Genomic DNA, 22,822 nt, shown 5'->3' with positions numbered 1-22,822 from the left:
ATACTGCGCATTGTCGCGTCGATTTCGTACGCTTTTTCAGGCTTGCTTGTAACGCGTTCCGCTGATGCTCTCGATCAGATCTTCCGCCAAACGGACGTGAACCTCTCGAACGAGGCACAACTCTTGAGCAACCCCTCGTTTGACCAGGGTGAGACCGTGCCCGAGAAGGATGGAAAGGGAGTACAGCTTCCGGAATGGAATTTCTGGCAGGAAGGGTATGTCGTGGTGCCGGGAGCCGGCCGCGACGGCAGCCGGGCGATCCAGTGTTCCCTCACCGACAAGATCCTGCAATACGGCGCGGGCCAGCGCGTCGAGTTGAACCAGGAGAAGCCGCATCCCGTGGTTGCCCGCGCGTGGAGCCGCGCCCAAGACGTGAGCGGCAGTCCTGACAGCGGCTATTCCATCTATCTGGACTTCATTTTTCAGGACGGGACAACCTGGTGGGCGCAGACCTCCAACTTCAGCGTAGGCACGCACGACTGGGAGGAGCGGCAGTTCATCGTTGTGCCGAAGAAGCCCATCCGCGCCGCGTACGTGTACCTGATCTTCCGCGGTCATACCGGCACGGCCTATTTCGACGACGTGAACGTTCTTGAATTGCGTGGCGAGACGTATATGTTCGAGGGAGTGCCCGTGCGGCCGCAACCTGTACGCGCGCCCGTCGAAAAGGTCTGGATCCCCTACATGCAGACCCGAAACGGGCTGCAGATGGCTCTCGAACGAAAACGCGCCCGAGTATGCGGCGTCTGGGTAAGCCAGGAGAAAGTCGGCCTGAACGGTCCCGGTTTTTTCGCCCGTGACGCAGCGGCCCGCTCAGACTTCCTGGCGCCGTGGAACTGGGATTTCGAGCAGCAGGGCGGTACGCTGGTCATCAAAGGGGACATCGAGCCCCTGAATCTGAAGCTCACGGCTGCCATGACCCCCCGTGACGACTGTATCCATGTGAGCGGCCTTGTTGAGGATACGCGCGGCGATCAGCGTGCTGTCACAGTCTATTTCGGCATACCGGTGGACGATTCCGGCTGGATGTGGTGCGACGACCCGCGTACCACTATCCCCGCGACGGCGACCATCTACGCCAACACGAGCACGACCGTCGCGGGGGCCACGGGGGCCATGTCCAAGTTCCCGCTGGGCGCTATCTACAAGGATTCCCCGGATGCGGGCCCCCGTGTTCGCGGTGTTGCGTTGGGCGTCCCGATGGACATTCCCCGGCATTACCGGATCGGGTTTGACTCGCGGACGGGGTTGTTCTACGTGGCGTTCGACTTCGGGTTGAGCCCGAACGCGACGTCCACGCCCGGCAAAGCCACCTTCGATTTCGTCATTTTCCCGTTTTCTGCCCGATGGGGGTTCCGGGGTGCGCTCGCCGAGTATTACAAGCTCTACCCGAACTATTTTCAGCGGCGGGCGCCCATCGAGGGACTATGGCTGCCCAAGACCGATGTCTCCTCGATTGAAGAGGCGGAGGATTTCTTCTTCGCATACCACACGGTTCGCGACAACATCGGGCTAAAGGCTCAACCAGGCGCCTCGTCTTTTGTGTACTCGGATCCAACCAATGTCTGGGTGCCTCTCCCCGAGAACATTCCCCGGACGGCCGAGGACGCCATCGCCTACGTGCAGAACCAAACGTCCGCCAGCAGCCAGCAGGTCGCCAGTTCCGGGCTTCTCGACATAACAGGGCGGGTGGTGCTGAGTATGAAAGACACGCCATGGTGCAACGGCGCCGCGTTTGCCGTAAACCCGGACCCCCAACTTCCCGGCGCGGTCAATAAGGGTACATATGAAATTGACTCGGTCGTGCAGCGTTTGAGTGGCGGTGGGGCTCCGGTGCTGCCGGCCTGGCCGTCTCCCGAAGGGAACTGTGCTATCGATGCCGGCGGCGGGCGCGGCCACGGCCAGGCGCTGCGCCTGGAAACGTCGCGCAGCGCTCCGCGTGCGGGCGTTGGGCAACGGGTGTTGGTGAGCCAGTCCGAGGCTAGACCCCTTGAACTGCGGGGATACGTCAAGATGAAGCGCCAGAAGCGCGGCCAGGAGAGTGGGTGCTCGATATCGGTCACCATGGTTGATGCGCAAGGGACTTCCGCGACCGAACGCATCCCCGTGGCGCAGGAATCGACCGACTTTGTCGAGATTAGGAAGACCATCGAGGTCGGGAAGCCCGTCGCAACAGCCACGATAAAACTGTTGTTGCAGGACGATAAGGGCGCCACCGCCTGGTTCGACGATTTCTTCTTTGGGGAAGGGGGAAGTGATGCAAATCTGCTGCAGGACGGAGGGATGGAGGGCGAGCCGTCGGCGTCCGGCGCAATGGCCGGGGCTTACATCGAAAACCTGAACGGCTGGGGAACAACCATCAACTACAACCAAGACCACTTCAGCCAGGCTGAGATGCCCCTCGTATACGACAATCACACGCGCAAGGTGGGCATTCTGAACATGTTCTCAACCTATGAATACGAGCAGAAGCTTGCGGAGACCCTTCATGGCCAGGGGAGACTTCTCATGGCCTCAGGCGCTTTCGGATTTCCCATGAACATGGTAGATATCGTCTGCATGGACATCAACTGGTGCATCCAGGGACGGTGGCTGCCGTCTGCCGACGAAGACCTTATGGCGCAACGCGTCTTGGCGTGCCAGAAACCCATTTGCCTGGCCATGAACACGGATTTTGACTCTTTTCTGCGCGAGCCCATCACGGCCGACATCGATCAAAAGGTCGATGAGAACATCGAACGTCAACCCTCGCTGGTCATGGCGGAGCGGTATTTTCAGCGGGCCCTTTTCTACGGTATGTTCCCCGGGTTTTTCAGTAAAGACGGCGCCACGAAGGCTTTTTTTGAGAACCCTGAGTGGTACAACCAAGTGCGGCCACTCTTCAAAAAATACCTCCCGCTGATTCAACAGCTGTCCAAGGCGGGTTGGGAACCCATCACCGGCGCCGAAACAAAGGCCGACCGCGTCTATCTCGAACGGTACGGGCGGGGTGAGCAGGGCCAGGTGTTTATAGCCGCGCGGTACGGCGATCAGCGCTGGCAGGTCAGCACGGAAGTGGGCCGCGACGTGCGGGAGCAGCTTGACGAGCCTGTAACTGCCGAAATAGACGTCAACATGGCCCACGTCGGCTTTCTGGGCCAGGAAAACGTCGAGGTCCACGACATGCTCGCCGACACAGCGCTCGAAACGCGCGTCGAGCAGAGCCATGTGTATTACACCATCACCTTGGCGCCTGATACGTCCCATCTGGTTTGCGTTCGCCCTGCCGCCAAGTAGAGGGCCAGCTCGCCGAGGTCTGCTGCCGGCAACTGCGCCGCCGAAGTCAAGCCAAGTGGCGAAGTACCCGGGTTGCTTCCAGCCTCCGCAATTCTCCAAACGGCTTTTCTGAACGCTGCGACAGGGCGTATACGTGGTGTGACTGGTGCGGCATGAGGGACGTATATGTTTAACAACTCTGACCGGCACCGAACATAGGAGTGAGAAGGCCGTTGCCGTGCCGGGTGAAAAGCGGGAATGTTCTATCCACTGAGATGCGACGCTGATTATGAATAGATTGACTTATTTTTGGGGCGTAACGACAGATATTAGTCCGCTCTAAGCTCTTAATATTATATATTTGACGACACATTAGTGTCAGAAAATGACATCACCGGTTACTATTGACGAACCTAATGCAGGTTTTTCGGTATTGTCAGGACGTTGTAGCGGCCTGTCTGTTCTTCAGGTAGGCGTCGATAGCTCTTGCGGCGCGCTTGCCTGCACCCATCGCCTCGATTACGGTGGCGGCGCCGATGACAATGTCTCCTCCCGCGTACACGCCCGGCATCGAGGTTGCACACGTCTCCTTGTCGGCGACAATGTTGCCCCATTTATTGAGTTTGATCCCCGGACTGTTTGAGGTCAGCAGGGGGTTAGCCTTGTTGCCAAGCGCAGGAATCACCATGTCGCATTCGATCTCGAGTTCAGAACCCGGTATTGGAATGGGACGGCGGCGGCCCGAATCGTCCGGCTCGCCCAACTGCATGCGGATGCATTCGATGCCACGGACGCGTCCCGACTCATCGCCGAGGATGCGTTTGGGGTTGGTCAACAACTGGAAGATAATCCCCTCGTGTTCGGCATGCTCGATTTCGGCGGCCCGAGCAGGCATTTCGTCTCGGGAGCGTCTATATACGATGCTTACTTCCTGGGCACCGAGCCGTTTCGCGGTGCGCGCGGCATCCATGGAGACGTTTCCGGCCCCGATCACGGCGACCTTGCGTCCTACGCATACAGGGGTATCGTAGTCGCTGCGGTTGGCCTTCATCAGGTTGACGCGCGTGAGAAACTCATTTGCGCTGTACACGCCGACCAGGTTCTCGCCGTCAATACCCAAGAAGGCCGGTGCGCCCGCGCCTACAGCAATGAATATCGCTTCGTAGCCCTGCGCGAACAGGTCCTCGAGGGAGAAAATTTTGCCAATCACCGTGTTCAACTCGATTTTAACGCCAAGGCTCTTCACATAACCTACTTCGCGGTCAACAATATCCTTCGGCAGTCGGAATTCCGGAATGCCGTAGCGCAACACGCCTCCGGTGTCGTGGAAAGCCTCGAAGATCGTGACGCCATACCCCATTTTCGCCAGGTCCGCAGCGCAGGTGAGACCTCCCGGCCCGCTTCCGATGACCGCGATCCTTTGTCCGTTGAACGTTGCGGCACGGGGCGTCGTTGGTTCGAACCGAGCCTCCCAGTCCGCGATGAACCGCTCGAGTGCGCCGATGGCGACGGGCCTTTCGGAGCCGTTCAGCACGCATACGGCCTCGCATTGTGTTTCTTGCGGACACACGCGTCCGCAGATGGCCGGAAGGTTGTTTTTGTCTTTGAGAATTCGGGCGGCCTCCGAGAAATCGTCCCGTTGGATTGCCGCGATGAACCCGGGGATGTCCACTTCCACCGGGCACCCCTTGATGCAGAGCGGGTTAGCGCACAGGCGGCAGCGCGACGCTTCTTTGCGGGCTGCATCGAACGTGAGCCCTGTGGCGACCTCGTCAAACCGGCCGTCGCCCGCACCCAGCCGCGCCAGGTTTTCGGCGACGAACAACACGGCGCTGCGATTGAACGACTGGTCCGCGAGCACGCCCGGGGCCGTCTCCAACTCGGCGCGAATGGAAGCGAGCTGGCGTTGCAGGCGGCAGTCGTGCCCTTGCGCCGCATGGTTTTGGAGCGCGGCCGACTCGTTTTTCCGGTATGTTCCCTGGCGGCGGGTCAACTCGTCGAAATCGACGGCAGCCCCGTCGAATTCCGGCCCATCCACGCACGCGTATTTTACTTCGCCGCCGACCGTAACGCGGCATCCGCCGCACATTCCCGTGCCGTCGACCATGATGGGGTTCAGGCTCACCACAACGGGGACCCCATGTCGCTTGCAGACACCGGTCACGGCCTTCATGTGAGGCACGGGACCGATGGCAATTACTTCATCGAATGTCTCGCCTTCCCGCAGGAGCTGCTCGAGGAGTTGTGCTGCGAATCCGTGATGCCCGAACGTGCCGTCATCGGTGCTGTACAAGACCTTCTCGCTGACGGCTTCCATGCGGTCCTTCCAGAACAAAAGGGGTTTGCTGCGGGCGCCCACAATCGAGACGACCCGGTTGCCCGCTTGTTGGTGGGCCTTCATCTGGGGATACATCGGGGCGACGCCGACTCCCCCGGCGACGCCGCATATGGTCTTTCCCGGGCCGGAGATTTCACGTTCGTGCCCGAGGGGTCCCACGACGTCCAGAAAGCTGTCGCCCTCTTCCATGGCGCCCAACTGCGTCGTCCCCTTGCCCATTTCCTGCATCACGAGGGTAATGGTGCCCTTCTCGGGGTTGGTGTCCGCTATGGTCAGGGGTATCCGTTCGCCGTGGGCATAGCCGCGGACGAGCACGAAGTTCCCGGGTTTTGCCTTGCGGGCGATGAACGCAGCTTCGACCTCGAACTCTTTGATTCTTTCGGCGAGCAGCAGTCTTTTAGCGATACGAAACATGATTCCTTTTCCGATGTTCAGGCGTTCCCGCCCCGCACACACTTCGAGCGGGAACCGTGTGCCAGAAGCGTCAGCCCTATGGCTTCAGCCTATCCAAGACTTCCGATTCAGCAGAGTAGGGATTCTACCGTTTACGGGGCCGGGCATCAAACCGGCGAAACCGTTGGCTTTCCCTCCGATTCCGGGCGTGGCGGAACCGCAGGATGGGAACAATGGCGGGGGCTCAATTCCGGTGGTTCCCTGGTGACTGCCCCAGCCGCCGGGTTATCCAGCGATTGGGGAAGGGCCGTTTTCTGGAATCGGGCGGCGGTTTTGTGTATTCTTGAGGGCGTTGGAAGGGTGGTCCACGGCTCGTCGTGGAACGATTATGCACACCGCTCTGAGGCGGTCTGTCGCGTCCGTCTTCACCACGTGCACACCATGCATGTGCATTTTTCCATTATCAGGTAAAGGGAAAGCGGACGGCCACAGCGCGAAGGGCATGAGGTTAACCATGGCTGAAAAGAAGGGAATAATCCTGTCGGGGATTCGTCCGACGGGACGGTTGCATTACGGCAATTACTTTGGCGCGATAAAGAGTTTCATCGAGCTCCAGGAAGGGGACAACATCTGCTATTACTTCATTGCGGATTACCACGCGTTGACGACTATTACGGAGCGGGAGGATTTCTACCAGCAGACGATTGATATGCTGCGGACATACGTGGCGTGCGGGCTCGACCCCGAAAAGTCCGTCATTTACCGCCAGAGCGATCTCCCGTGCACGGCCGAATTGACGCTGTTGCTGGGCATGATCACGAACATCGGATTTCTTGCGCGCGGCACAACCTACAAGGACAAGATGGTCAAGCTCGAGGAAGCGCCGGGCGGCGTTGAGGGCAACCCTCTGTCGTACGGGCTCCTCGGGTATCCTGTGCTCATGGCGGCGGACATCCTGATCGTACGGGCCAACAAGGTACCCGTAGGCGACGACCAACGCCAGCATCTCGAGATGGCCATCGATATCGCCCAGCGGTTCAATAGCCGGTTCGGGGAAACGCTCACGGTGCCCGAGGGCATGCCGCGCAATGCCCTGCGCCTGCCCGGCCTCGACGGGTCGGCCAAGATGGGAAAGAGTGAAAACAACACGCTCGATTTGCTCGATGACGCGAAAACCGTGCTGCGGAAGATCAAGGCAGTGGAGACGACAACCGATCCCGAGCCCCTGAACACCGACAGCGACGACCCGGACGATGTCATCCCGAGGATGCCCAACAGCGTGGGCGCATTATACCGCCTGCTGAACTTGCTGGCGCCCGAGGAAGTGTACCGGGACTTCGTAGGGAAATATCGCCGGGGAGAGAAGTTTTACGGCACTCTGAAGACGACGCTGGCGGAGCATGTGTCGGCATTCAACGCCCCTATCATCGAGAAATACAACGATCCCGGTAATTCGCAGAAGACGGTCGAGGATTTCCTGCGCGAAAACGCCAAGCGGGTAACGCCTGTCGCGCTCGAGACGGTCGAAGCAGTGCGCCAGGCCATCGGCATCGGTCACAGTCTATACCGTGCGTAGCGCGGGCAACCCGGCAGGAGGGCCGGCATGAATATCCTCATCGTCGGCGGAACGCGGTTTCTGGGTGCGGCCATCGCACGCGAGCTTGCCGCGGGGGGCCACCGAGTTTCCCTGCTTCATCGCGGGAAAACCGCCGGCAACGTGCCCGCGGATGCCCAGCACATCCTCGGCGACGCGCGCGATCGCGCCTTCGTGGAATCCATTCTCACGCCCGGGCGTTTCGACACCGTTGTGGACACGATTCTGGGGTCTGCCGACCTGGAATGGTACCTGCCGCTGCTGCACCGGACAGTGGGGCAATTGGTGCACTGCGGTTCCACAGGCGTGTATGCGCCGATGGCGACGGTGCCTGTTCGGGAATCCGACCCCACGCCGTGCGCGCCCGAGTTGGGCGGCTTCGGCCAGAAACTCGCTCAAGACCAAGCGCTGCTCGCCTTTCATGCGCGCGTGGGCTTTCGTGTCTGTTCATTGCGAGTGAGCAACGTGTTCGGTGCGGGAGACGTGCCCTTGGACATCTGGGGCGCGCGGAATCCCCGATACTTCCAGCGCCTGGCCAACGGCCAGGAGATTTGGATTCCGAAAGACGGGACTGCCCTGGTCCAGCCCGTGCACGTTCAGGACCTCGCGCGCGGATTCAGGGCCGCGCTGGAGGCGCCCGAACGAGCCGCAGGACAGATCTTCAATCTCTCGTCGCAGCGGGCCGTGACCCTGACACACTACGCCGAACTTGCCGCCCAGCTTCTCGGCTCCCAATCGATCTTCCGCTACGCAACCATCGAGGAGATCCTGGCAACGGGCAAGGCGAACGAGGCAGGCCTCCGGTTCATATGTGAGCACATGTGTATCGACATTACCAAAGCCGGCCGCGTGCTCCACTACGAACCGCAAGTCTCCGTCCGCGAGGGACTTCGAGACAGTCTGGCCTGGATGATTGAGGCGGGCCTGCTGAAAGCGGAATTGGGAATGTGACGCGCATTTATGTTCGTTACCTCCATGTGTTAGACTAATCCCAGCGCATACGGCGCGGATAAGGTTCTATACGCGTATGAAAAAGCGGACCTTACAGGTTGTATATATTCTTTGTTCGACCTACGACAACGAGGGCTATCCTCTGCGGTTTTTCCGCGGGATTCTGCCGTCAAACACGCTGAATTGTCTGCGTTCACTGACGATGGACGTGGCCCGCAGCGGAGCTCTTGGTCCCGGCGTGAACGTCCAGGTATCCATCTACGACGACACGGTCGAACCCATACCCGTGCGGAGAATCGCCCGGAAGCGCCGCAATCGCAACACGGAGCTCCTCGTCGGGCTGGTGGGCGTGCAGTCCAATCAGTTCGTGCGAGCGACCGACCTCGCGGCGCAGTTCCGCGCTTCAGGGGTGCCCGTGGTCGTGGGCGGTTTTCATGTCAGCGGCATGCTCGCCATGTTCGACGAAATCACGCCGGACCCGCAGCGCCTGCTCGATATGGGCGTGTCGCTGTTCCAAGGCGAAGCGGAAGCCCCGGACGCGCTGGCCGGCCTCTTGCGCGACGCGCTGGCGCGCGAATTGAAACCCATTTACCGCCAGACAGAGTTTCCCGCATTGACGCATGCGGGCGCCCCCGAGCCCGATTTGGCGTATCTCGAGCATTTCAAATGCAGCACGATGGGCACGCTCGATACGAGCCGGGGATGCCCCTTTGGATGTTCGTTCTGCACGGTGATCAACGTCCAGGGGCGCCGGTTGCGGAGCCGTTCCGCGGACTGCATCCTCAAATCAATCCGCATGAGCTACGAGCGCGGGATCAACATGTGGTTCTTCACCGACGACAACCTGGCACGGAGCCCGGTGTGGGAAGAGCTGTTCGACGGTGTCGCCGCAATGCGCCAACAGGGCATGGACATCACGTTCATGATGCAGGTGGATACCCGCGCCTACGCCATCCCCCGGTTCGTCGAAAAGGCCCAGCGAGCGGGGTGCTACATGGTCTTCGTGGGGATGGAGAGCGTCAATCCCAAAAACATCGAGGCCATGGACAAGCGCCAGAACGACGTCGAGGATTACGCGCACATGGTCGAGGTCTGGCACAAGGCCGAAGCTCTCGTCCACGTGGGCTATATCATCGGCTTGCCCGATGACACGCGTGCGTCCGTCCGGCGAGACATCGAAACACTGATGAACGAGGTCAAGGTCGACGAGGCGTCGTTTTTTATGTTCACGCCCCTGCCCGGTTCGGCCGACCACAAGCGCATGGTGGACCAGCGCATTCCCATCGACGCGGACCTCAACAATTTCGACAGCCTTCACGAGACGTTCCGGCATCCCAGGATGGCGCACGGAGAATGGACGCAGGCGTATCAGGACGCGTGGGAGGCCTTTTACAGCAAAGAGAACCTGATCAATGTGCTGCTCCGCACGCCGCGGGTACGGTATTGGCAGATGCTGTGGATCGGCATGTGGTACCGCTATGCCACGCTGGAGGGCAGCCATCCCATGTTCACCGGCCTCGTGAGGCGGCGCGAACGCAAGGCGCGCCGGGCTACATTCCCGCGCGAGAGCGTTTCGCGTTTTCTGTGGCGGTGCGTGAGAGAAACCCTCTGGACGTTCCGCACCTATGCGCAGATATTCCTCGAGTTCCAGGAAATCTGGATGCTCACGCGGAAACCCGACGATCCCAAATGGGCAACCCTGGCCGAGTTGCGGGCGAAGTTGCCCCGCCTGCAGGACCGCCTCAGGGAAACCAATCTCAAAGGCCGTTACGACGTGGCAGCACAAGAGATCCGCGTTACGCTCGCGTCCGCCGCCGAACGCCTGCAACAACTGAGCGAAAGCAGCCGCGCGCAAAGCCGCCGCGTGAGCAAGCGCCTGGCAAAACAGGCCGACGAAATCCGCCAGTACCTGCAGAGCTTTGACGTCCAGATGCCCACATGGCGCACCATCGCGGATGCCGAACGGTACGTGGCCGATTCGCTCGTGAAGCGATATGAGGAGTTGGCGATCAGCTACGTGGCCCGCCGCCGGAAGTTCAATGCCTACCGGAAAGACGTTATCGCCCGTTTCAAGTCCTGGCGGTTCCTCACGCTCAACATACTCCTGTTGCCTCGCCTGATAATCGTCGAATTGCTGCTGGGTGCGCGTTTTATGTTCAGCTTCATCACCCACGCGTAGGGCGCGCAGACCAGCCGGTTGACGCGCTCTGAAGAACAGTTTTCCTGCGGCGCCCATCTTCTATGCTAGATTACAAGGTGCAGGCGCAGCGAGGGATCATGAACTACCGGTTTCTGGAACACACCGCTGACGCGCGCGTGGAATGTACGGGCGCTACGTTCGCGGAACTGCTCGAGGCGGCCGCGCTCGCCTTGTACGCGGTCGCGTTCAGGCGCATGGAAGATAGGAGCGAGGACCGGCGTTTGATCAGTATAGCGGCCGAGAAACCCGAGGACGTGCTGGTGCGTTGGCTCCAGGAGCTCATTTACCTCATGGAAGCCGAGCACTTTGCAGTCACGCGGTTCCGCTTCATGCACGCGGATGCGAATCGCGTCGAGGCAGAAGTACAAGGGTACCGATACCGGGCGGAAGATCGCGAAGACGAGGTCAAGGCCGCCACGTACCACGGAATGAAAGTGGAGCAGCAGGAAACGGGGTGGCGCGCGGAAGCCATATTCGACCTCTAACCACCCCATGAGATGCGAGGTATGGCGCGAACAGAGCTCAAACGAATCAACGATTATACCTGGGAGATCCCGAAACGAGGGAAGATGCGCGTGCCTGGTCGCATCTACGCCGACGCCCAGCTTATCAAGAAGATCGAAGCGGACAACGCGGTGGACCAAGTGGCCAACGTGGCGTGTCTGCCGGGCATTGTGGGGTATTCATTGGCCATGCCCGACGCGCACTGGGGGTACGGGTTTCCCATCGGCGGCGTGGCGGCTACGGACCCCGACAATGACGGCGTGATCTCGCCCGGCGGCGTGGGCTATGACATCAACTGCGGGGTGCGCCTGATGACGACGGCCCTGGATTACCAGGGCGTGCGGGACAGGATACGCGACATCGTGACCGGACTGTACCGCGATATCCCATGCGGGGTAGGCTCGAGCGGGGCTATTCCGAAGCTGAGCACCAAGGACATGAAGCGCGTGTTGTCCGATGGCGCGTCATGGGTTGTGGAGCAAGGCTACGGCAACCAGGAAGACCTCGCTCACACGGAGGAGCATGGCCGCCTGAACGGCGCTGACCCCGATGTGGTATCGGAACGCGCGAAGAGCCGGGGCGAAGAACAGCTCGGCACTCTCGGCTCGGGAAACCATTTCCTCGAAGTCGGGGTGGTTGACCGCATCGAGAATGCTGAAATCGCCAGGGCCTATGGTCTGCGCGAGGGGCAGGTCACGCTCATGATCCACAGCGGAAGCCGGGGCTTGGGTTACCAGGTGTGCGACGATTCACTCCAGACCATGGTGCGGGCCGCTGCGCGTTACGGAATCGACCTGCCGGACCGCCAACTGTGCTGTGCGCCCGTTAAGAGCCAGGCAGGGCGCGATTACCTGGCGGCCATGGCTGCCGCGGCCAACTACGCCTGGGCCAACCGGCAGGTGATGATGCACCTGGCGCGGATGTCGCTGGAAGGCACGCTCGGCGCATCGGCCGAGGCCCTCGACATCCGGCTGGTCTATGACGTTTGCCACAACATCGCCAAGTTCGAGATTCACGAGGTCGAAGGGCAGCGCCGGCGCCTGTGTGTGCATCGCAAGGGCGCGACCCGCGCGTTTCCGGGAAACCGCGAAGAAGTGCCGGAAGCGTACCGCCGCGTGGGACAGCCGGTCCTTGTACCGGGCGACATGGGCACGGGGTCATGGGTGTGTGCGGGCACGGACGAGGCGATGACCGAGACCTTCGGAAGCGCGTGCCACGGCGCGGGCCGGGTGAAAAGCCGCACCTCCGCCCGAAAAGGCGAAGACGCGGCGGCGCTGCTGCGCGAACTCGAGCAGCAGGGCATCTTCGTTATGGCACGCAGCAAGAAAACCGTGACCGAAGAAAGTCCCAGCGCATACAAAGACATAGACGCCGTCACGGCGGTACTGGATACGGCGGGAATCTCGCGGCGCGTCGCGCGCATCCGCCCGGTAGGAGTGGTTAAGGGGTAACCGCGGTCAGAGGGATTTCATGGCAATGGCTGCGAGTAAGGATGCGGCGCTTGTGCGGGCGCTCGCCATGGAAGTGGCCCAAATCGCCCTGAGCGGGGCGAATCAACGGATCCGTCAGCGGTGGTGCGACGTCAATGCCCTGCGCAAACCCGACCGCGCGCCCGTGTGGTGCCGTCCCGTCGGCGCGTGGGATGAACTCCTGCCGGAGAACACACTGAAATGCCCGGACCCGTGGATGCGCGGCTGGGAACGAGGTTTCCGGCAGACGCTCATCAAGAATGAGATCGGTGATGATTCCCCCCTCGAGCCGTATTTCGAGGTGAGCGCGGCGTTCCGGTGCGAGCCGCCAAACCTGTGGGGCGTAGACGTTCAGCACCGGGATTCCGGGGCCGAGGGCGGCGCATGGGCCTACGTCCCGCCGCTGAAGGCCGAGGCGGATTTCGACAGGCTCCGCATGCCCTCGTTCACGTTCGACGCCGGCGCGACGGACCGTGAACTCAATCGTGCGGGAGACCTGTTCGCCGATATCATGCCGGTGCGCGTGACGGCCGCACCTCCTCTCAACGCGACTCTCGTAACGTACGCCGCGGACCTGATCGGACTTCAGGAGATGATGGTCTCGATGATGGCCGCGCCGGAGTTGATGCACCGCCTTATGGCCTATCTGCGCGACGCCTCGCTGGCGGGGATGAAGGCCGTCGCGGAATCGGGCACGCTCTCGCCCAACAACACCGGCCCGATGGTCTGCAGCGACCCCGTAGGCCCCCAGGACGGTCCGGTAACCTATCGCAACTGCTGGGTGATGGCCAACAGCCAGGAGTTTGACGCGGTTGGACCGGATATGTGGCGCGAGTTCTGCATGGAGTATCAGCGGCCCATCATCGAGCAGTTCGGCTTGTCGGCCTACGGCTGCTGTGAGAACCTGACGCACAAGATCGAGGGCGTACTGAGTTTGCTCAATCTGCGTATTTTTGTCTGCAGCGCATGGACCGATCTTGGCAGAGTGATCGAGCGCATCGGCACGGATTACGTGATCATGTGGCGGCAGAAAGCAAGCCGCGTGGTGTTTCCCGACGACCTGGACGCCATCGGCCGCGACCTCGAAGACGGCGCAAGGCGCCTGCAGGGATGTCGCTACCAGCTCATTCTGCGCGAACTCCAGACCCTCGCGGGTCATCCTCGCCGCCTCCACGATTGGACCCGCCTCGCCATCGATGCCGCCGAGCGGTGGGCATGAGTGACACCGTCAGTCTCTGACTTCCCCCTCAAGGCCAATGACGATTTCCTCGACGGGCACATCGCTCATGGCCATCTCGCGGGCCTGTTTCACCAGGAGGGTGAGTCCCTGGCAACACGGGACGACCATGCGGGCTACGGTCACGCTCCGGGGCTGAGCATCAACGAAAAGTGACGTGAGCTTATCGACATAGCCCGTCAGGTTGTCGAGTTTGGGGCACGCGATGATGAGAGAACGGCCGTCCAGAAGCTCCGGATGGAACTTGCCGCACGCAAAGGCCGTGCACGACGCCGCGATGAGGATGTCGGTGTTTCGGAAGGCAGGCGCGTCGGGCATGATCAGGTGAAGCTGAATCGGCCAATGCGTCAGTGCGGAAGGCAGGTCGCCGCCGGCATGTACCGAGGCTTTTCGCTGCCCGAATTCGCGCTGAGCCGCCCCGGGACAGCCGGGGAAATGGCGAGGGACAGGACGAACCGAGGGGGCTATATGCATGGCCTCGGCTACCGCGGATTCGTCGAACTCGTCGGCTTCGCGGCGCTCGATGGTCAGCGCGCCTTTCGGGCATTCGCCGATGCACGCGCCGAGTCCGTCGCAGAAACTCTCCTTGACCAGCCGCGCTTTGCCGTCGACAAGGGCCAGCGCGCCTTCTGCGCATCCGGTGATGCATTTGCCGCATCCGTCACAAAGATCCTCGTTAATCCTGATAATGTTTCGTACGGGCATAACTGTTCCTCAAGTTTCTTTGGTGTACCTGCGTAGACACTAACATAAAAAGTTCACAGAATATTCGAGCAACAGCCCAGGCGCGGCTGAAGCGAGGGACTGACTGTTTTCCCACGTAGAAACTGGCACAAACGGAGAGCCGGTTTCCCTACCGGCGTTCTAATCACATTGCGGGCGGACAGAGTCGCGCATCATTATCGTCCTCCGCTCTTGCGGGCCTCGCGATGGGAACCGGCGTGCGGTCCGGAGCCCCGCTGGGGCGGCAGAGCCAGCACTCGTACGACCGGCCACGGCGCCGGTTGCGACAAATGGTGACCGGGGCGCGGGTGGTCTCGATAAGGCGTGTTATAATTCAAACTTTCGCAGATTCTACGCGGTCAATTGCCTTAATGGATCACCTGGAGAAATTGGCCATGCACCAGCCAATGAGGTTCGCGGTTATCGGGTGCGGGATGCTTGCACGCAGCCAGCACATCCCCAATATTGCCCGGTCTGCGAAAACGCAATTGCACACGTGTTGCGATGTCTCCGAAACGGCCCTTCGCGCATGCCGCGAACAGTTCGGCGTGCAGAAGATTACCACCGACTACCTCGAGGCTATCAACGACCCCGAGGTCGAGGGCGTGGTACTGGCCACCACCGAGAAACTGCGGCTCCCGGTCATTGCGGCGTGCGCGGAGGCAGGCAAGCCGGTATACGTCGAGAAACCCGTCGCGGGGACACTCGAGGAAGCGCGCGAGATTCAAAAGATCGTCAAGAGCGCGGGCATTCCCTTCTGCGCGGGGCATAACAGGCGCAACTCGCCCGCCATGCTCGACGCGCACCGCATTTTCCGCGGTCATATGGAGGATCCCAAGCCGTGTCCATGGCGCTTCGACCGCGAAGGCGGCGTCCGGCCCGCGCTGCCCGACGACGGCGTGGCGGGGATGTCTGTCCGTATCAACGACGACTGGTACTCATGGAAAGGCTGGGTCTTCGACAAGGAACAGGCGCGATTCGGGCCGATGCTGTTCGAGATGACGCATTTCACCGACCTGTGCAACTGGTTTTTGGCGGCCGAACCCGAGGAAGCGGCGGCCTTGTCGGGCGGCATGCTCAATCATGGCGTGGTGATCCGCTACAAGACCGGGGAGATCGCCACCATCTTCATGGGCGCGAACGGGAGTTTCGGCTACCCAAAAGAGTTGTACGAGGTCATGGGCAACGGCGGCGTTGTGGTTGTTGACCACATGGTCGAAGTGCGCACGGCAGGCATCGCGGACGCCCCCCCGCGAATTTGTTACGACATGCTCGACGACCGGTTCCCCGATGTTGGCGTCCAGGGCGGTCTTCCGGGCTGGCTGGACAAGAAGCGCCGGGCGTGCGAGGAAATCTCGCGCGGCGCCGACCCCCTACTCATTCTTGCTGCATGCCCCGATCGCGGACACGGACAAGCCATCGACCGGTTTGTCGACGAAATCCGCGGCGAAGGGCCCATGGTTTGCGGCATCGACGATGCGGTCCTCGCTACCCGGGTGGCGTTCGCCGCCATCCGGTCCGACCTCGAACGCCGGGTGGTCAAGCTCGAGGAAATCTAGCCCCGTTACCCCGTCTGGTAACGGGGAAAACACCCAACAGCCCGAACACCCAGAGGACTCGATGATCTCGCTCGCCCCGCGCCCTGTCTGCGCCGCACAACATTACTCCACGCGCAACCGGAAAATGCTCGCGCTAAGAGGCGGGCTGGTCAACACGCCTTCGTTAAAGCTCACGGTTCGCTCTTCGAGTACGATCTTTTCTTCCTTCCCGGGGACGTTCACGGCGCCCGCACCGGGTGCGGCAACAACCCAACATGTTTCGGGGCGCACGCCCCTGGCGTCTTTCATGACCAGCTCGATCAGGGCATCTTCTTCGAGGGGATTGATCACGCCGAGGGTCAGTGAGGAACGGTCTTCGGTCCATGCGGCCACAACATCCAGAGGCGCGGTGTCGCCTTTCACGGGCACCGCGTTTGTCCCAAAGTGGTTGCGGTAGAGTGAAAGCACGTGGCCGGCAGCGGTCATGCAAACCCCGTCCCCGGAAGCCCAGACCGCGCCCAGGGCGTCCGAGGCGGGAGCGTAGGCAGCCAAATCGATCACGTCGCTGTCACGAATGAGCTGGTGAAGCCCTGCCGCGATTGCCAGCCCGTGCGCCCACGTCAAAGACACCGGGGTCTTATCCGCCGAGGGTTCGCGCTCGAACGCATAACTCCACTGGTCGATGGCCAGGCGGATGTCGCGGCCCGCTATCTCCGGGACCGTCTGTATGAGGTCACGGAAGGCCAGTGCGCACTCTCGTATGTCCTCGGTCATGTGCTCAATGAGGTCTCCAAGTGTTTCCCCCCCCTCGTTGCGGCATCGGTCGCCGAGCATATCTACGCTCAAGGCGCAGCCCGCAAGGATTGCCCCGCGCCAGTGCTCCTTTGACCCGCCCACGCATACCAGCTTGATATTGCCGCTCGCGGCGCGCAGGGAATCCGCCAGAACGTTGTGCCTCTTGGTCAGCTCCTCCAATTGGGGGCTGGCCAGATTCAGGGTCCGATGCTGTTGCTTGCCCATGCCCCACAACGTGACCCCGTACGGCTCTTTGCGGCCCGCGTCCGCACGGAGTCTGGAGGGCCCGGCGTTGCCGGGGCCGTTCGCATAACGTACCTCATCGACCGCGAGATGAACCTTTCCCTCAGAGCTGTTGACCACTACGAACGGTTCCGCACCCATCTCAGCGCAGAATCTCATGAACTCACCGAACCCAAAATCGTTGGATTCGACCCTGTTACTCGCCGGAATAAGACATGGAGGGCGCCGGTCGCGCTGGCCCACGCCGTCGCGCCAGTCGTAAACGCCGGCAAAGACGCCTCCGGGCCACTCATACAGGGAAGCGTTCAAACGCCTGAGAACTTCGAGGGTATCGCGGCGCATGCCGTGCACATTATTGGCAGGCATGAGAGAAACCGCGCCGATACGCATCGCCCCTTTCCCGTGGCCCGCAAGCTCGAGACGGCCATTATCAGAGGCGCCCAAAGGGGTAAGGGTGACGGTCACGGGCGCGTAGTTCTCTCCTACGTGCCCGAGGGCAGCCGTAACACGCTGTTCCGAGGCATTACCCCAACACAGCGCAACCTCGACGCTGCCCCGCAACGATGCACCGGCCACGACCAGCCGAACAACGTACTCACGCCCGGCCTCGAGGCACAATCCCGCCTGGGCAATGCGCCCCGGGAGCCATACCGTGGGCGACCGCTCTCCGGCATAGGCCATCGACGCGAGCATCTCGACGCTCCCGCTTGGAACCGTCCATGGAGACTCCGCGTCGTTGGGCGAATAAAAGAACTTGCGGTCTTCGAGCATCTCCGCCCAGATGCCGCCGTAAACGCACGAGCCCGCATGCTCGAGAGTGAGTCCATAGATAAGCGGCGAAATGGCGGCATACGACTCCGAGACGTCGAGCTTCACAATGTGCCGCACTTCTCCCCCCTCCTTTCGCGGCATCTTGCAGCTTCACTCCTGTAGACACTACACGCAAACTGGGTTTGGCGCAATCCCCGGCAGTGCCATCAGAGGCAAGGGAAGGACGCGGCTGCGTCTGTTTTGGATTCGATGTACCGCAAGCCGTATGCTGACTCATAGAGAACCAAGATAACCCAGGAGGACCTCCAGGATGTCCCTGTTTCTTCTCCTAGCCGTGTCTGGCTGCGTTTTGTGCCGGGCTGTCCCCGCGGCACAGGACATTACGGTGATCCCCAGCATCGAAGGTGACTGGTGGACCGTGGCGCATAATCCGGACGTAGGCGCGTACACACGCGACGGCCAGCAGCCCGTGGATTTCGCAGTTTGGCAAGCCGCCGACGGCACGTGGCAATTGTGGTCGTGCATCCGGTTCACGAACGTACCCGGCCATACGCGGCTGTTCTACCGGTGGGAGGGCAAGAATTTGACCGACACCGATTGGGCGCCCAAGGGCATCGCCATGGAAGCGGACCCCGCTCTCGGCGAACCCCTCGGGGGATTACAGGCCCCCCACGTGGTGCGGTGGAACGGCCTTTACCACATGGTTTACGGCGACTGGGAACATATGTGTTTCGCCACGAGCGAGGACGGCAAGCAATTCACGCGCCGGATTCTGTCGAATGGCACAACGGGCGTATTCACAGAGGGGCCTGGACAAAACACGCGCGATCCCGTCCTCCTCCATACCCAAGCCAAATGGCACGTCTACTATACGGCCTTCCCAAGGGGGAAAGGGTATGTCTTCTGCAGAACTTCCGCTGATCTCCGCGATTGGAGCGACTCCATGGTTGTGGCGTACGGCGGCCGCGCGGGCAACAACCCGTTTTCCTGCGAGTGCCCCCACGCCGTCGAAACCGCGCCGGGGCTCTATCATCTCTTTCGCACCCAAGCGTACGGCGAACACGCCCAGACATCCGTCTACCAATCCCACAATCCATTCAATTTCGGGATCGACGACGACGACAGCTTCGTGTGCACCCTGCCTGTGGCCGCCCCCGAGGTCATCCTGCACGAGGGTCACTACTACATCGCCGCACTCTTGCCGGGCCTCCAGGGCATACAAATCGCGGAACTCTCTTTTCAGCCGAGAATGGCCGTTCCTGTATTTGATTTTGACAGTTCGGAAGCCCGCGCCCTGTGGCGGGTGCTCGAAGGCAATCTGGCCCAGCCGTTCACGACGTCCGCGCGCAGTAATTTCTGCCCTCCCATGCAGCATTTCATCGGCACGGCGGAATCGCCCGGCGATTCCCACGCCCATGACGAATTCATGGCGGTGCTCGAATCGCCCGAGTTCGTAATTGAAGACGACTTCTATACCGTGATCGCCTCGGGCGGCCTCGACGAAGAACGAACGTATGTCGCACTCGTGGACGCCGAAAAGGGCGGCATCCTCTGGAAAACCACTGGCAACGGCAGCAACCACTTCGGAAACGTCCACGTGCAATGGTCCCAATTCAACGGCAAGCGGGTGCGGGTGCGCGTCGTCGATCAGTCGGATGCGCCGTGGGGCCATATCAACTTCGGAGGACTATACGCCCTGAGGCCAATCCAATAACGCGCCTGATTCACGTGGGATCCGTGCGCAGGCCCTCCGGAATATGGTCAACCCGGTTCTGGTAATGGAGACGCGCCCCCTCCTTCATGGTCTCGAGCAGGCTGACCGCGCAATTGTATTGGCTGAATCGATTCTGATCGGTCGGCGGGCATTCCAGGGCCACGCTCAGCAGCACGCTGCCAAAACCACCGTGCGTAACAACCACGATTCGAGCGTCATCCGCGTGCTGCTGGCGCAGGGCCTTCAACGCGGTTGCCGCGCGTGCATACGCGCCTTCGCGCCTCTCGCGAACATGAGCCTCCCACCACGCCTCATCCAATCCCACGTCCTCTGGATACTTGGCGGCACTGAACATAGTCCGTGCCTCGGCAATGGTGAGCCCCCGTTTCGGAATAGGTTCGTCGCTGCCCGGCGGCGCGGGCCACGCGGGCCGGTAGGTTTCCGCCAGTTCGACGCGAACCTGCATAGGCAATCCCAGGACCTCGTGGAGAGCTTTCGCCGTCTGCATGGCACGCATCATGGGAGAGGTATACAAGGCGGTAACGGCCTGTCCGGAAAGGGCGAGACCGGCCCGCGCCGATTGGGCATGCCCTAACTCAGTCAAGGGGGGATCGGAGGGTGAATAATCGCCGCCCATATCGCCCTCGGATTGCCCATGTCTTACGAAGTATATCCGCATGTCCGCATCCAGAATCCCTTGGTTCTTGCACGTCGAGCAGCTGCGCCAGCGCCTGCGCGAACCCAAACGCGCACCAACGATGCTAACAGGGGGGGCGATTTCTTTCAACGGCCCCTGGAATATGCACTGTCCTAATCGCTTGACAGGTCCTGCGGCCGTTCGAAAACAAGCCCAAAGATCTCGTCGACAATTGCTTCGGCGGCGCCGGGCCGCGCAAGGGACCGTGCGGCGTTTCCCATGCGCATAAGACCACCGGGATCAGCCAGGAGCGCCTTGATGGCGTCCGCCAGCCGCTCACCTGTCAACTCGTTGTCAAGAATGACCGTGGCGGCGCCTGCATCCTCGAAGGCGCGGGCGTTTTGCTCCTGGTGGTTATCAGTCGCGTGAGGGAACGGCACCAGAATCGAGGGCTTGCCGAGACAAGCCAGTTCCGCGGTCGTGGAGGCCCCGGACCGGCTCACGATAAGGTCTGCTGCCGCGCATGCCGTCACCATATCATCTATGAACGCGAACGTGTCGATTCGAAGTTTCTGCTCCCCGGCCACGCCGCGAGCCTCCGCAATCCCTCCCTGGCCCGCCATCCAGAGCACCTGGATTTCTCCAGGCGAGAAATGCGGCAAAGCGCCGGTAAGCGCCTCGTTCAGCGACTGGGCGCCTTGGCTCCCCCCGCACACCAGCACCACGGGAATCAATGGGTCGAGGTTCAGAGCAGCGCAGGCCGCATCGCGGCCGGGAGGATGCAAAAACCCTTCGCGCACCGGGTTTCCAACAATAACCGCGCGATCTCGAGGGTAGTCCCCCACGGTGTCCTCGAAACTCAAAAGAACCCGGGACGCTTTCGAGGCCAGCATCCGGTTTGCCATCCCAAGTAGACGGTTTTGCTCGTGTATGACCGTGGGAACCCCGCGCCGTTGCGCCGCCAAACCGCAAGGCAGCGATACATAGCCCCCCACCCCAAACACCACCTGGGGCTGAAAGGTCCGGATATAGAGCCAGCAGCGCGCGGCGCTGTACGTCAGTTTCACCGCGACCCACAAACGGCGTAACGTCCGTCTTCTGGGCCATCCCGCGACCGGCACTCCGCGATAGGCGATATTGTTCCGCTCACAGATCCGCCGTTCGAGACCATGGTTTCGTCCCACCCACAGTACGGCCAGCATCGGATCGCGCTTCTGCAGCTCTTCAATCACCGCAACGGCCGGCGACGTGTGTCCGCCCGTTCCGCCCCCTGTAATCATGATTCGCATGGACCTGCTACTGCCCTATCGGGCCCGTCAGGCCGCCGCAGCGGCCAAACGGCCCTTAGCCTCCGGTTCCGAAGCTTGCTGTGCCACATTTAACAATACCCCTACCATGGCAAGATTCATAATCAGCGCGCTGCCGCCCGCGCTGATAAACGGCAACGGAAGACCTGTAGTGGGCAGGAGCCCCGTGGTCACCCCCATATTGATGGCTCCCTGCATAGCGATCATGATTACCACGCCGAACGCCAACAGGGCGCCCAGAAGGTCGGGAGCGCATAACGCCACGCGCGTGCCGATTACCAGGAAAAACACGAAAAGCGCGACCAAGGCAAGTGTGCCCACAAGCCCCATCTCTTCCCCCCACACCGAGAAGATGAAGTCATTGTTCGCCGCGTGAAGGTAGAACAGTTTCTGCTCTCCGGCGCCCACGCCTGTGCCCCAAATCTCGCCGCGGGCAAAGCCGGCTAGAGACTGCACGAGCTGCATGCCGTCTTCGAACCGGTGTTCCCACGGATCCAGAAACGCCAGGAGCCGTCTGATGCGTTCCGGCGACACCAGACAGAGAATCACGAAACCCGCTCCGCCGCCAAACAGGCTGAGGCCGAGGTGCCACCATCGAGCCCCCGCAATGCCCACCATCAGCATCCCCACGCAGGCAATGACCGCCGGCGTGCTGAGCTCGTGTTCAAGCACTATCAAGCCCGAAAAAAGCATGATGAGCAACACGGGCGGCAGAAACCCGCGTTTGAGACTTTTGAGATCATGCTGGTTCTCAGAGAGTTTGACCGCAAGGAGAATGACAATCGCGAATTTGGCAAATTCCGAGGGCTGAACCGTACCTACTATGGGCAGGCTGAGCCAGCGCCGGGCGTTGTTGATTTCCGCGCCTATGACCAATACCAACACGAGAAGCGCCAAGGTCAAGACAAGCAACGTTCTATAGGCCCATCGGCTGTTCCATCGATGGTAGTCGAACCGCGAAAGCGCGAGCATCCCGACAAATCCAAGCGTAAGATACACTACCTGGCGGGAAAAGAAATGAAACATGTCGCGCGGATCGTCTTTGTCGGTAACGCTCGTGTACGCAGGACTCGCGCTGAATACCAGCACAAGCCCCACGGCGCTCAGCATCATGACCGCAATGAGCAAGAGCAGCGTTTCGCGTTTCATCGTT

At 61.2% G+C, this 22,822-nt stretch carries 15 protein-coding genes; 9 read left to right on the top strand and 6 right to left on the bottom strand.

The features are described 5' to 3' along the window. Positions 1-123: 123 nt before the first annotated feature. Complete coding sequence (locus PLJ71_06490; GenBank protein ID HQM48319.1) at positions 124-3,276, top strand: hypothetical protein; 3,153 nt, start codon at positions 124-126, stop codon at positions 3,274-3,276. 415 nt (positions 3,277-3,691) lie between these two features. Here PLJ71_06490 and gltA read toward each other — a convergent pair whose 3' ends face one another. Then, a complete protein-coding gene (gene gltA / locus PLJ71_06485) occupies positions 3,692-6,007 on the bottom strand; it encodes an NADPH-dependent glutamate synthase (GenBank protein HQM48318.1) in 2,316 nt (771 codons plus the stop codon). 493 nt (positions 6,008-6,500) lie between these two features. On the opposite strand from gltA, the gene trpS reads away from it, so the two are divergent. The 6 genes from trpS (at position 6,501) to PLJ71_06455 (ending at position 13,923) form a co-directional block, all read left to right on the top strand. Then, on the top strand, positions 6,501-7,562 hold the full coding sequence (gene trpS, locus PLJ71_06480) for a tryptophan--tRNA ligase (protein HQM48317.1): 1,062 nt from the start codon (positions 6,501-6,503) through the stop codon (positions 7,560-7,562). A 27-nt stretch (positions 7,563-7,589) separates the two neighbouring features. Continuing rightward, positions 7,590-8,531 carry an NAD-dependent epimerase/dehydratase family protein gene (locus PLJ71_06475; GenBank protein ID HQM48316.1) on the top strand — a complete coding sequence of 314 codons (942 nt, stop codon included), beginning with the start codon at positions 7,590-7,592 and terminating at the stop codon, positions 8,529-8,531. A 76-nt stretch (positions 8,532-8,607) separates the two neighbouring features. Then, positions 8,608-10,710 carry a radical SAM protein gene (locus PLJ71_06470; protein HQM48315.1) on the top strand — a complete coding sequence of 701 codons (2,103 nt, stop codon included), beginning with the start codon at positions 8,608-8,610 and terminating at the stop codon, positions 10,708-10,710. Positions 10,711-10,772: 62 nt separating this feature from the next. Beyond that, entirely contained in the window at positions 10,773-11,216 is a 444-nt protein-coding gene (locus PLJ71_06465) for an archease (GenBank protein ID HQM48314.1), read from the top strand. Between the two features lie 21 nt (positions 11,217-11,237). After that, positions 11,238-12,686, top strand: coding sequence for an RtcB family protein (locus tag PLJ71_06460; protein HQM48313.1), 1,449 nt, complete (start codon positions 11,238-11,240; stop codon positions 12,684-12,686). Positions 12,687-12,711: 25 nt separating this feature from the next. Then, positions 12,712-13,923, top strand: a complete 1,212-nt coding sequence (locus PLJ71_06455; GenBank protein ID HQM48312.1) for a hypothetical protein — start codon at positions 12,712-12,714, stop codon at positions 13,921-13,923. A gap of 9 nt (positions 13,924-13,932) precedes the next feature. Here PLJ71_06455 and PLJ71_06450 read toward each other — a convergent pair whose 3' ends face one another. Next, positions 13,933-14,646, bottom strand: coding sequence for a 4Fe-4S dicluster domain-containing protein (locus PLJ71_06450; GenBank protein HQM48311.1), 714 nt, complete (start codon positions 14,644-14,646; stop codon positions 13,933-13,935). A 413-nt stretch (positions 14,647-15,059) separates the two neighbouring features. Between PLJ71_06450 and PLJ71_06445 the strand changes: the two genes are divergently transcribed. Beyond that, the gene (locus tag PLJ71_06445) at positions 15,060-16,223 is read left to right on the top strand and encodes a Gfo/Idh/MocA family oxidoreductase (GenBank protein ID HQM48310.1); all 1,164 of its coding nucleotides are present in this window, start codon (positions 15,060-15,062) and stop codon (positions 16,221-16,223) included. Between the two features lie 102 nt (positions 16,224-16,325). On the opposite strand, the gene PLJ71_06440 is transcribed toward PLJ71_06445, so the two are convergent. After that, positions 16,326-18,128 carry an alpha-L-arabinofuranosidase C-terminal domain-containing protein gene (locus PLJ71_06440; GenBank protein ID HQM48309.1) on the bottom strand — a complete coding sequence of 601 codons (1,803 nt, stop codon included), beginning with the start codon at positions 18,126-18,128 and terminating at the stop codon, positions 16,326-16,328. 193 nt (positions 18,129-18,321) lie between these two features. On the opposite strand from PLJ71_06440, the gene PLJ71_06435 reads away from it, so the two are divergent. Then, positions 18,322-19,725 (top strand): hypothetical protein, encoded by a 1,404-nt coding sequence (locus PLJ71_06435; protein ID HQM48308.1) that lies wholly within the window; start codon positions 18,322-18,324, stop codon positions 19,723-19,725. Between the two features lie 10 nt (positions 19,726-19,735). Here the strand turns inward: PLJ71_06435 and PLJ71_06430 are convergent, their stop codons facing one another. From PLJ71_06430 to ftsW, 3 genes are all read right to left on the bottom strand, one after another. Beyond that, a complete protein-coding gene (locus PLJ71_06430) occupies positions 19,736-20,404 on the bottom strand; it encodes a histidine phosphatase family protein (protein ID HQM48307.1) in 669 nt (222 codons plus the stop codon). A 131-nt stretch (positions 20,405-20,535) separates the two neighbouring features. Beyond that, positions 20,536-21,651, bottom strand: a complete 1,116-nt coding sequence (murG, locus tag PLJ71_06425) for an undecaprenyldiphospho-muramoylpentapeptide beta-N-acetylglucosaminyltransferase (GenBank protein ID HQM48306.1) — start codon at positions 21,649-21,651, stop codon at positions 20,536-20,538. A gap of 27 nt (positions 21,652-21,678) precedes the next feature. After that, on the bottom strand, positions 21,679-22,818 hold the full coding sequence (gene ftsW / locus PLJ71_06420; GenBank protein HQM48305.1) for a putative lipid II flippase FtsW: 1,140 nt from the start codon (positions 22,816-22,818) through the stop codon (positions 21,679-21,681). Positions 22,819-22,822 lie beyond the last annotated feature (4 nt).

Source organism: Candidatus Hydrogenedentota bacterium, assembly GCA_035416745.1.
GTDB lineage: Bacteria > Hydrogenedentota > Hydrogenedentia > Hydrogenedentales > SLHB01 > UBA2224.
This window is presented reverse-complemented; position numbering and strand designations above follow the sequence as displayed.

Excerpts from the sequence above, each read along its gene's own strand:
- PLJ71_06465 (HQM48314.1), top strand. The coding sequence starts at position 10,773 with ATGCTAGATTACAAGGTGCAGGCGCAGCGAGGGATCATGAACTACCGG.
- PLJ71_06460 (HQM48313.1), top strand. The coding sequence starts at position 11,238 with ATGGCGCGAACAGAGCTCAAACGAATCAACGATTATACCTGGGAGATC.
- PLJ71_06455 (HQM48312.1), top strand. The coding sequence starts at position 12,712 with ATGGCTGCGAGTAAGGATGCGGCGCTTGTGCGGGCGCTCGCCATGGAA.
- PLJ71_06450 (HQM48311.1), bottom strand. The coding sequence starts at position 14,646 with ATGCCCGTACGAAACATTATCAGGATTAACGAGGATCTTTGTGACGGA.
- murG (HQM48306.1), bottom strand. The coding sequence starts at position 21,651 with ATGCGAATCATGATTACAGGGGGCGGAACGGGCGGACACACGTCGCCG.
- PLJ71_06435 (HQM48308.1), top strand. The coding sequence starts at position 18,322 with ATGTCCCTGTTTCTTCTCCTAGCCGTGTCTGGCTGCGTTTTGTGCCGG.
- PLJ71_06475 (HQM48316.1), top strand. The coding sequence starts at position 7,590 with ATGAATATCCTCATCGTCGGCGGAACGCGGTTTCTGGGTGCGGCCATC.
- gltA (HQM48318.1), bottom strand. The coding sequence starts at position 6,007 with ATGTTTCGTATCGCTAAAAGACTGCTGCTCGCCGAAAGAATCAAAGAG.
- trpS (HQM48317.1), top strand. The coding sequence starts at position 6,501 with ATGGCTGAAAAGAAGGGAATAATCCTGTCGGGGATTCGTCCGACGGGA.
- ftsW (HQM48305.1), bottom strand. The coding sequence starts at position 22,818 with ATGAAACGCGAAACGCTGCTCTTGCTCATTGCGGTCATGATGCTGAGC.
- PLJ71_06470 (HQM48315.1), top strand. The coding sequence starts at position 8,608 with ATGAAAAAGCGGACCTTACAGGTTGTATATATTCTTTGTTCGACCTAC.
- PLJ71_06430 (HQM48307.1), bottom strand. The coding sequence starts at position 20,404 with ATGCGGATATACTTCGTAAGACATGGGCAATCCGAGGGCGATATGGGC.
- PLJ71_06445 (HQM48310.1), top strand. The coding sequence starts at position 15,060 with ATGCACCAGCCAATGAGGTTCGCGGTTATCGGGTGCGGGATGCTTGCA.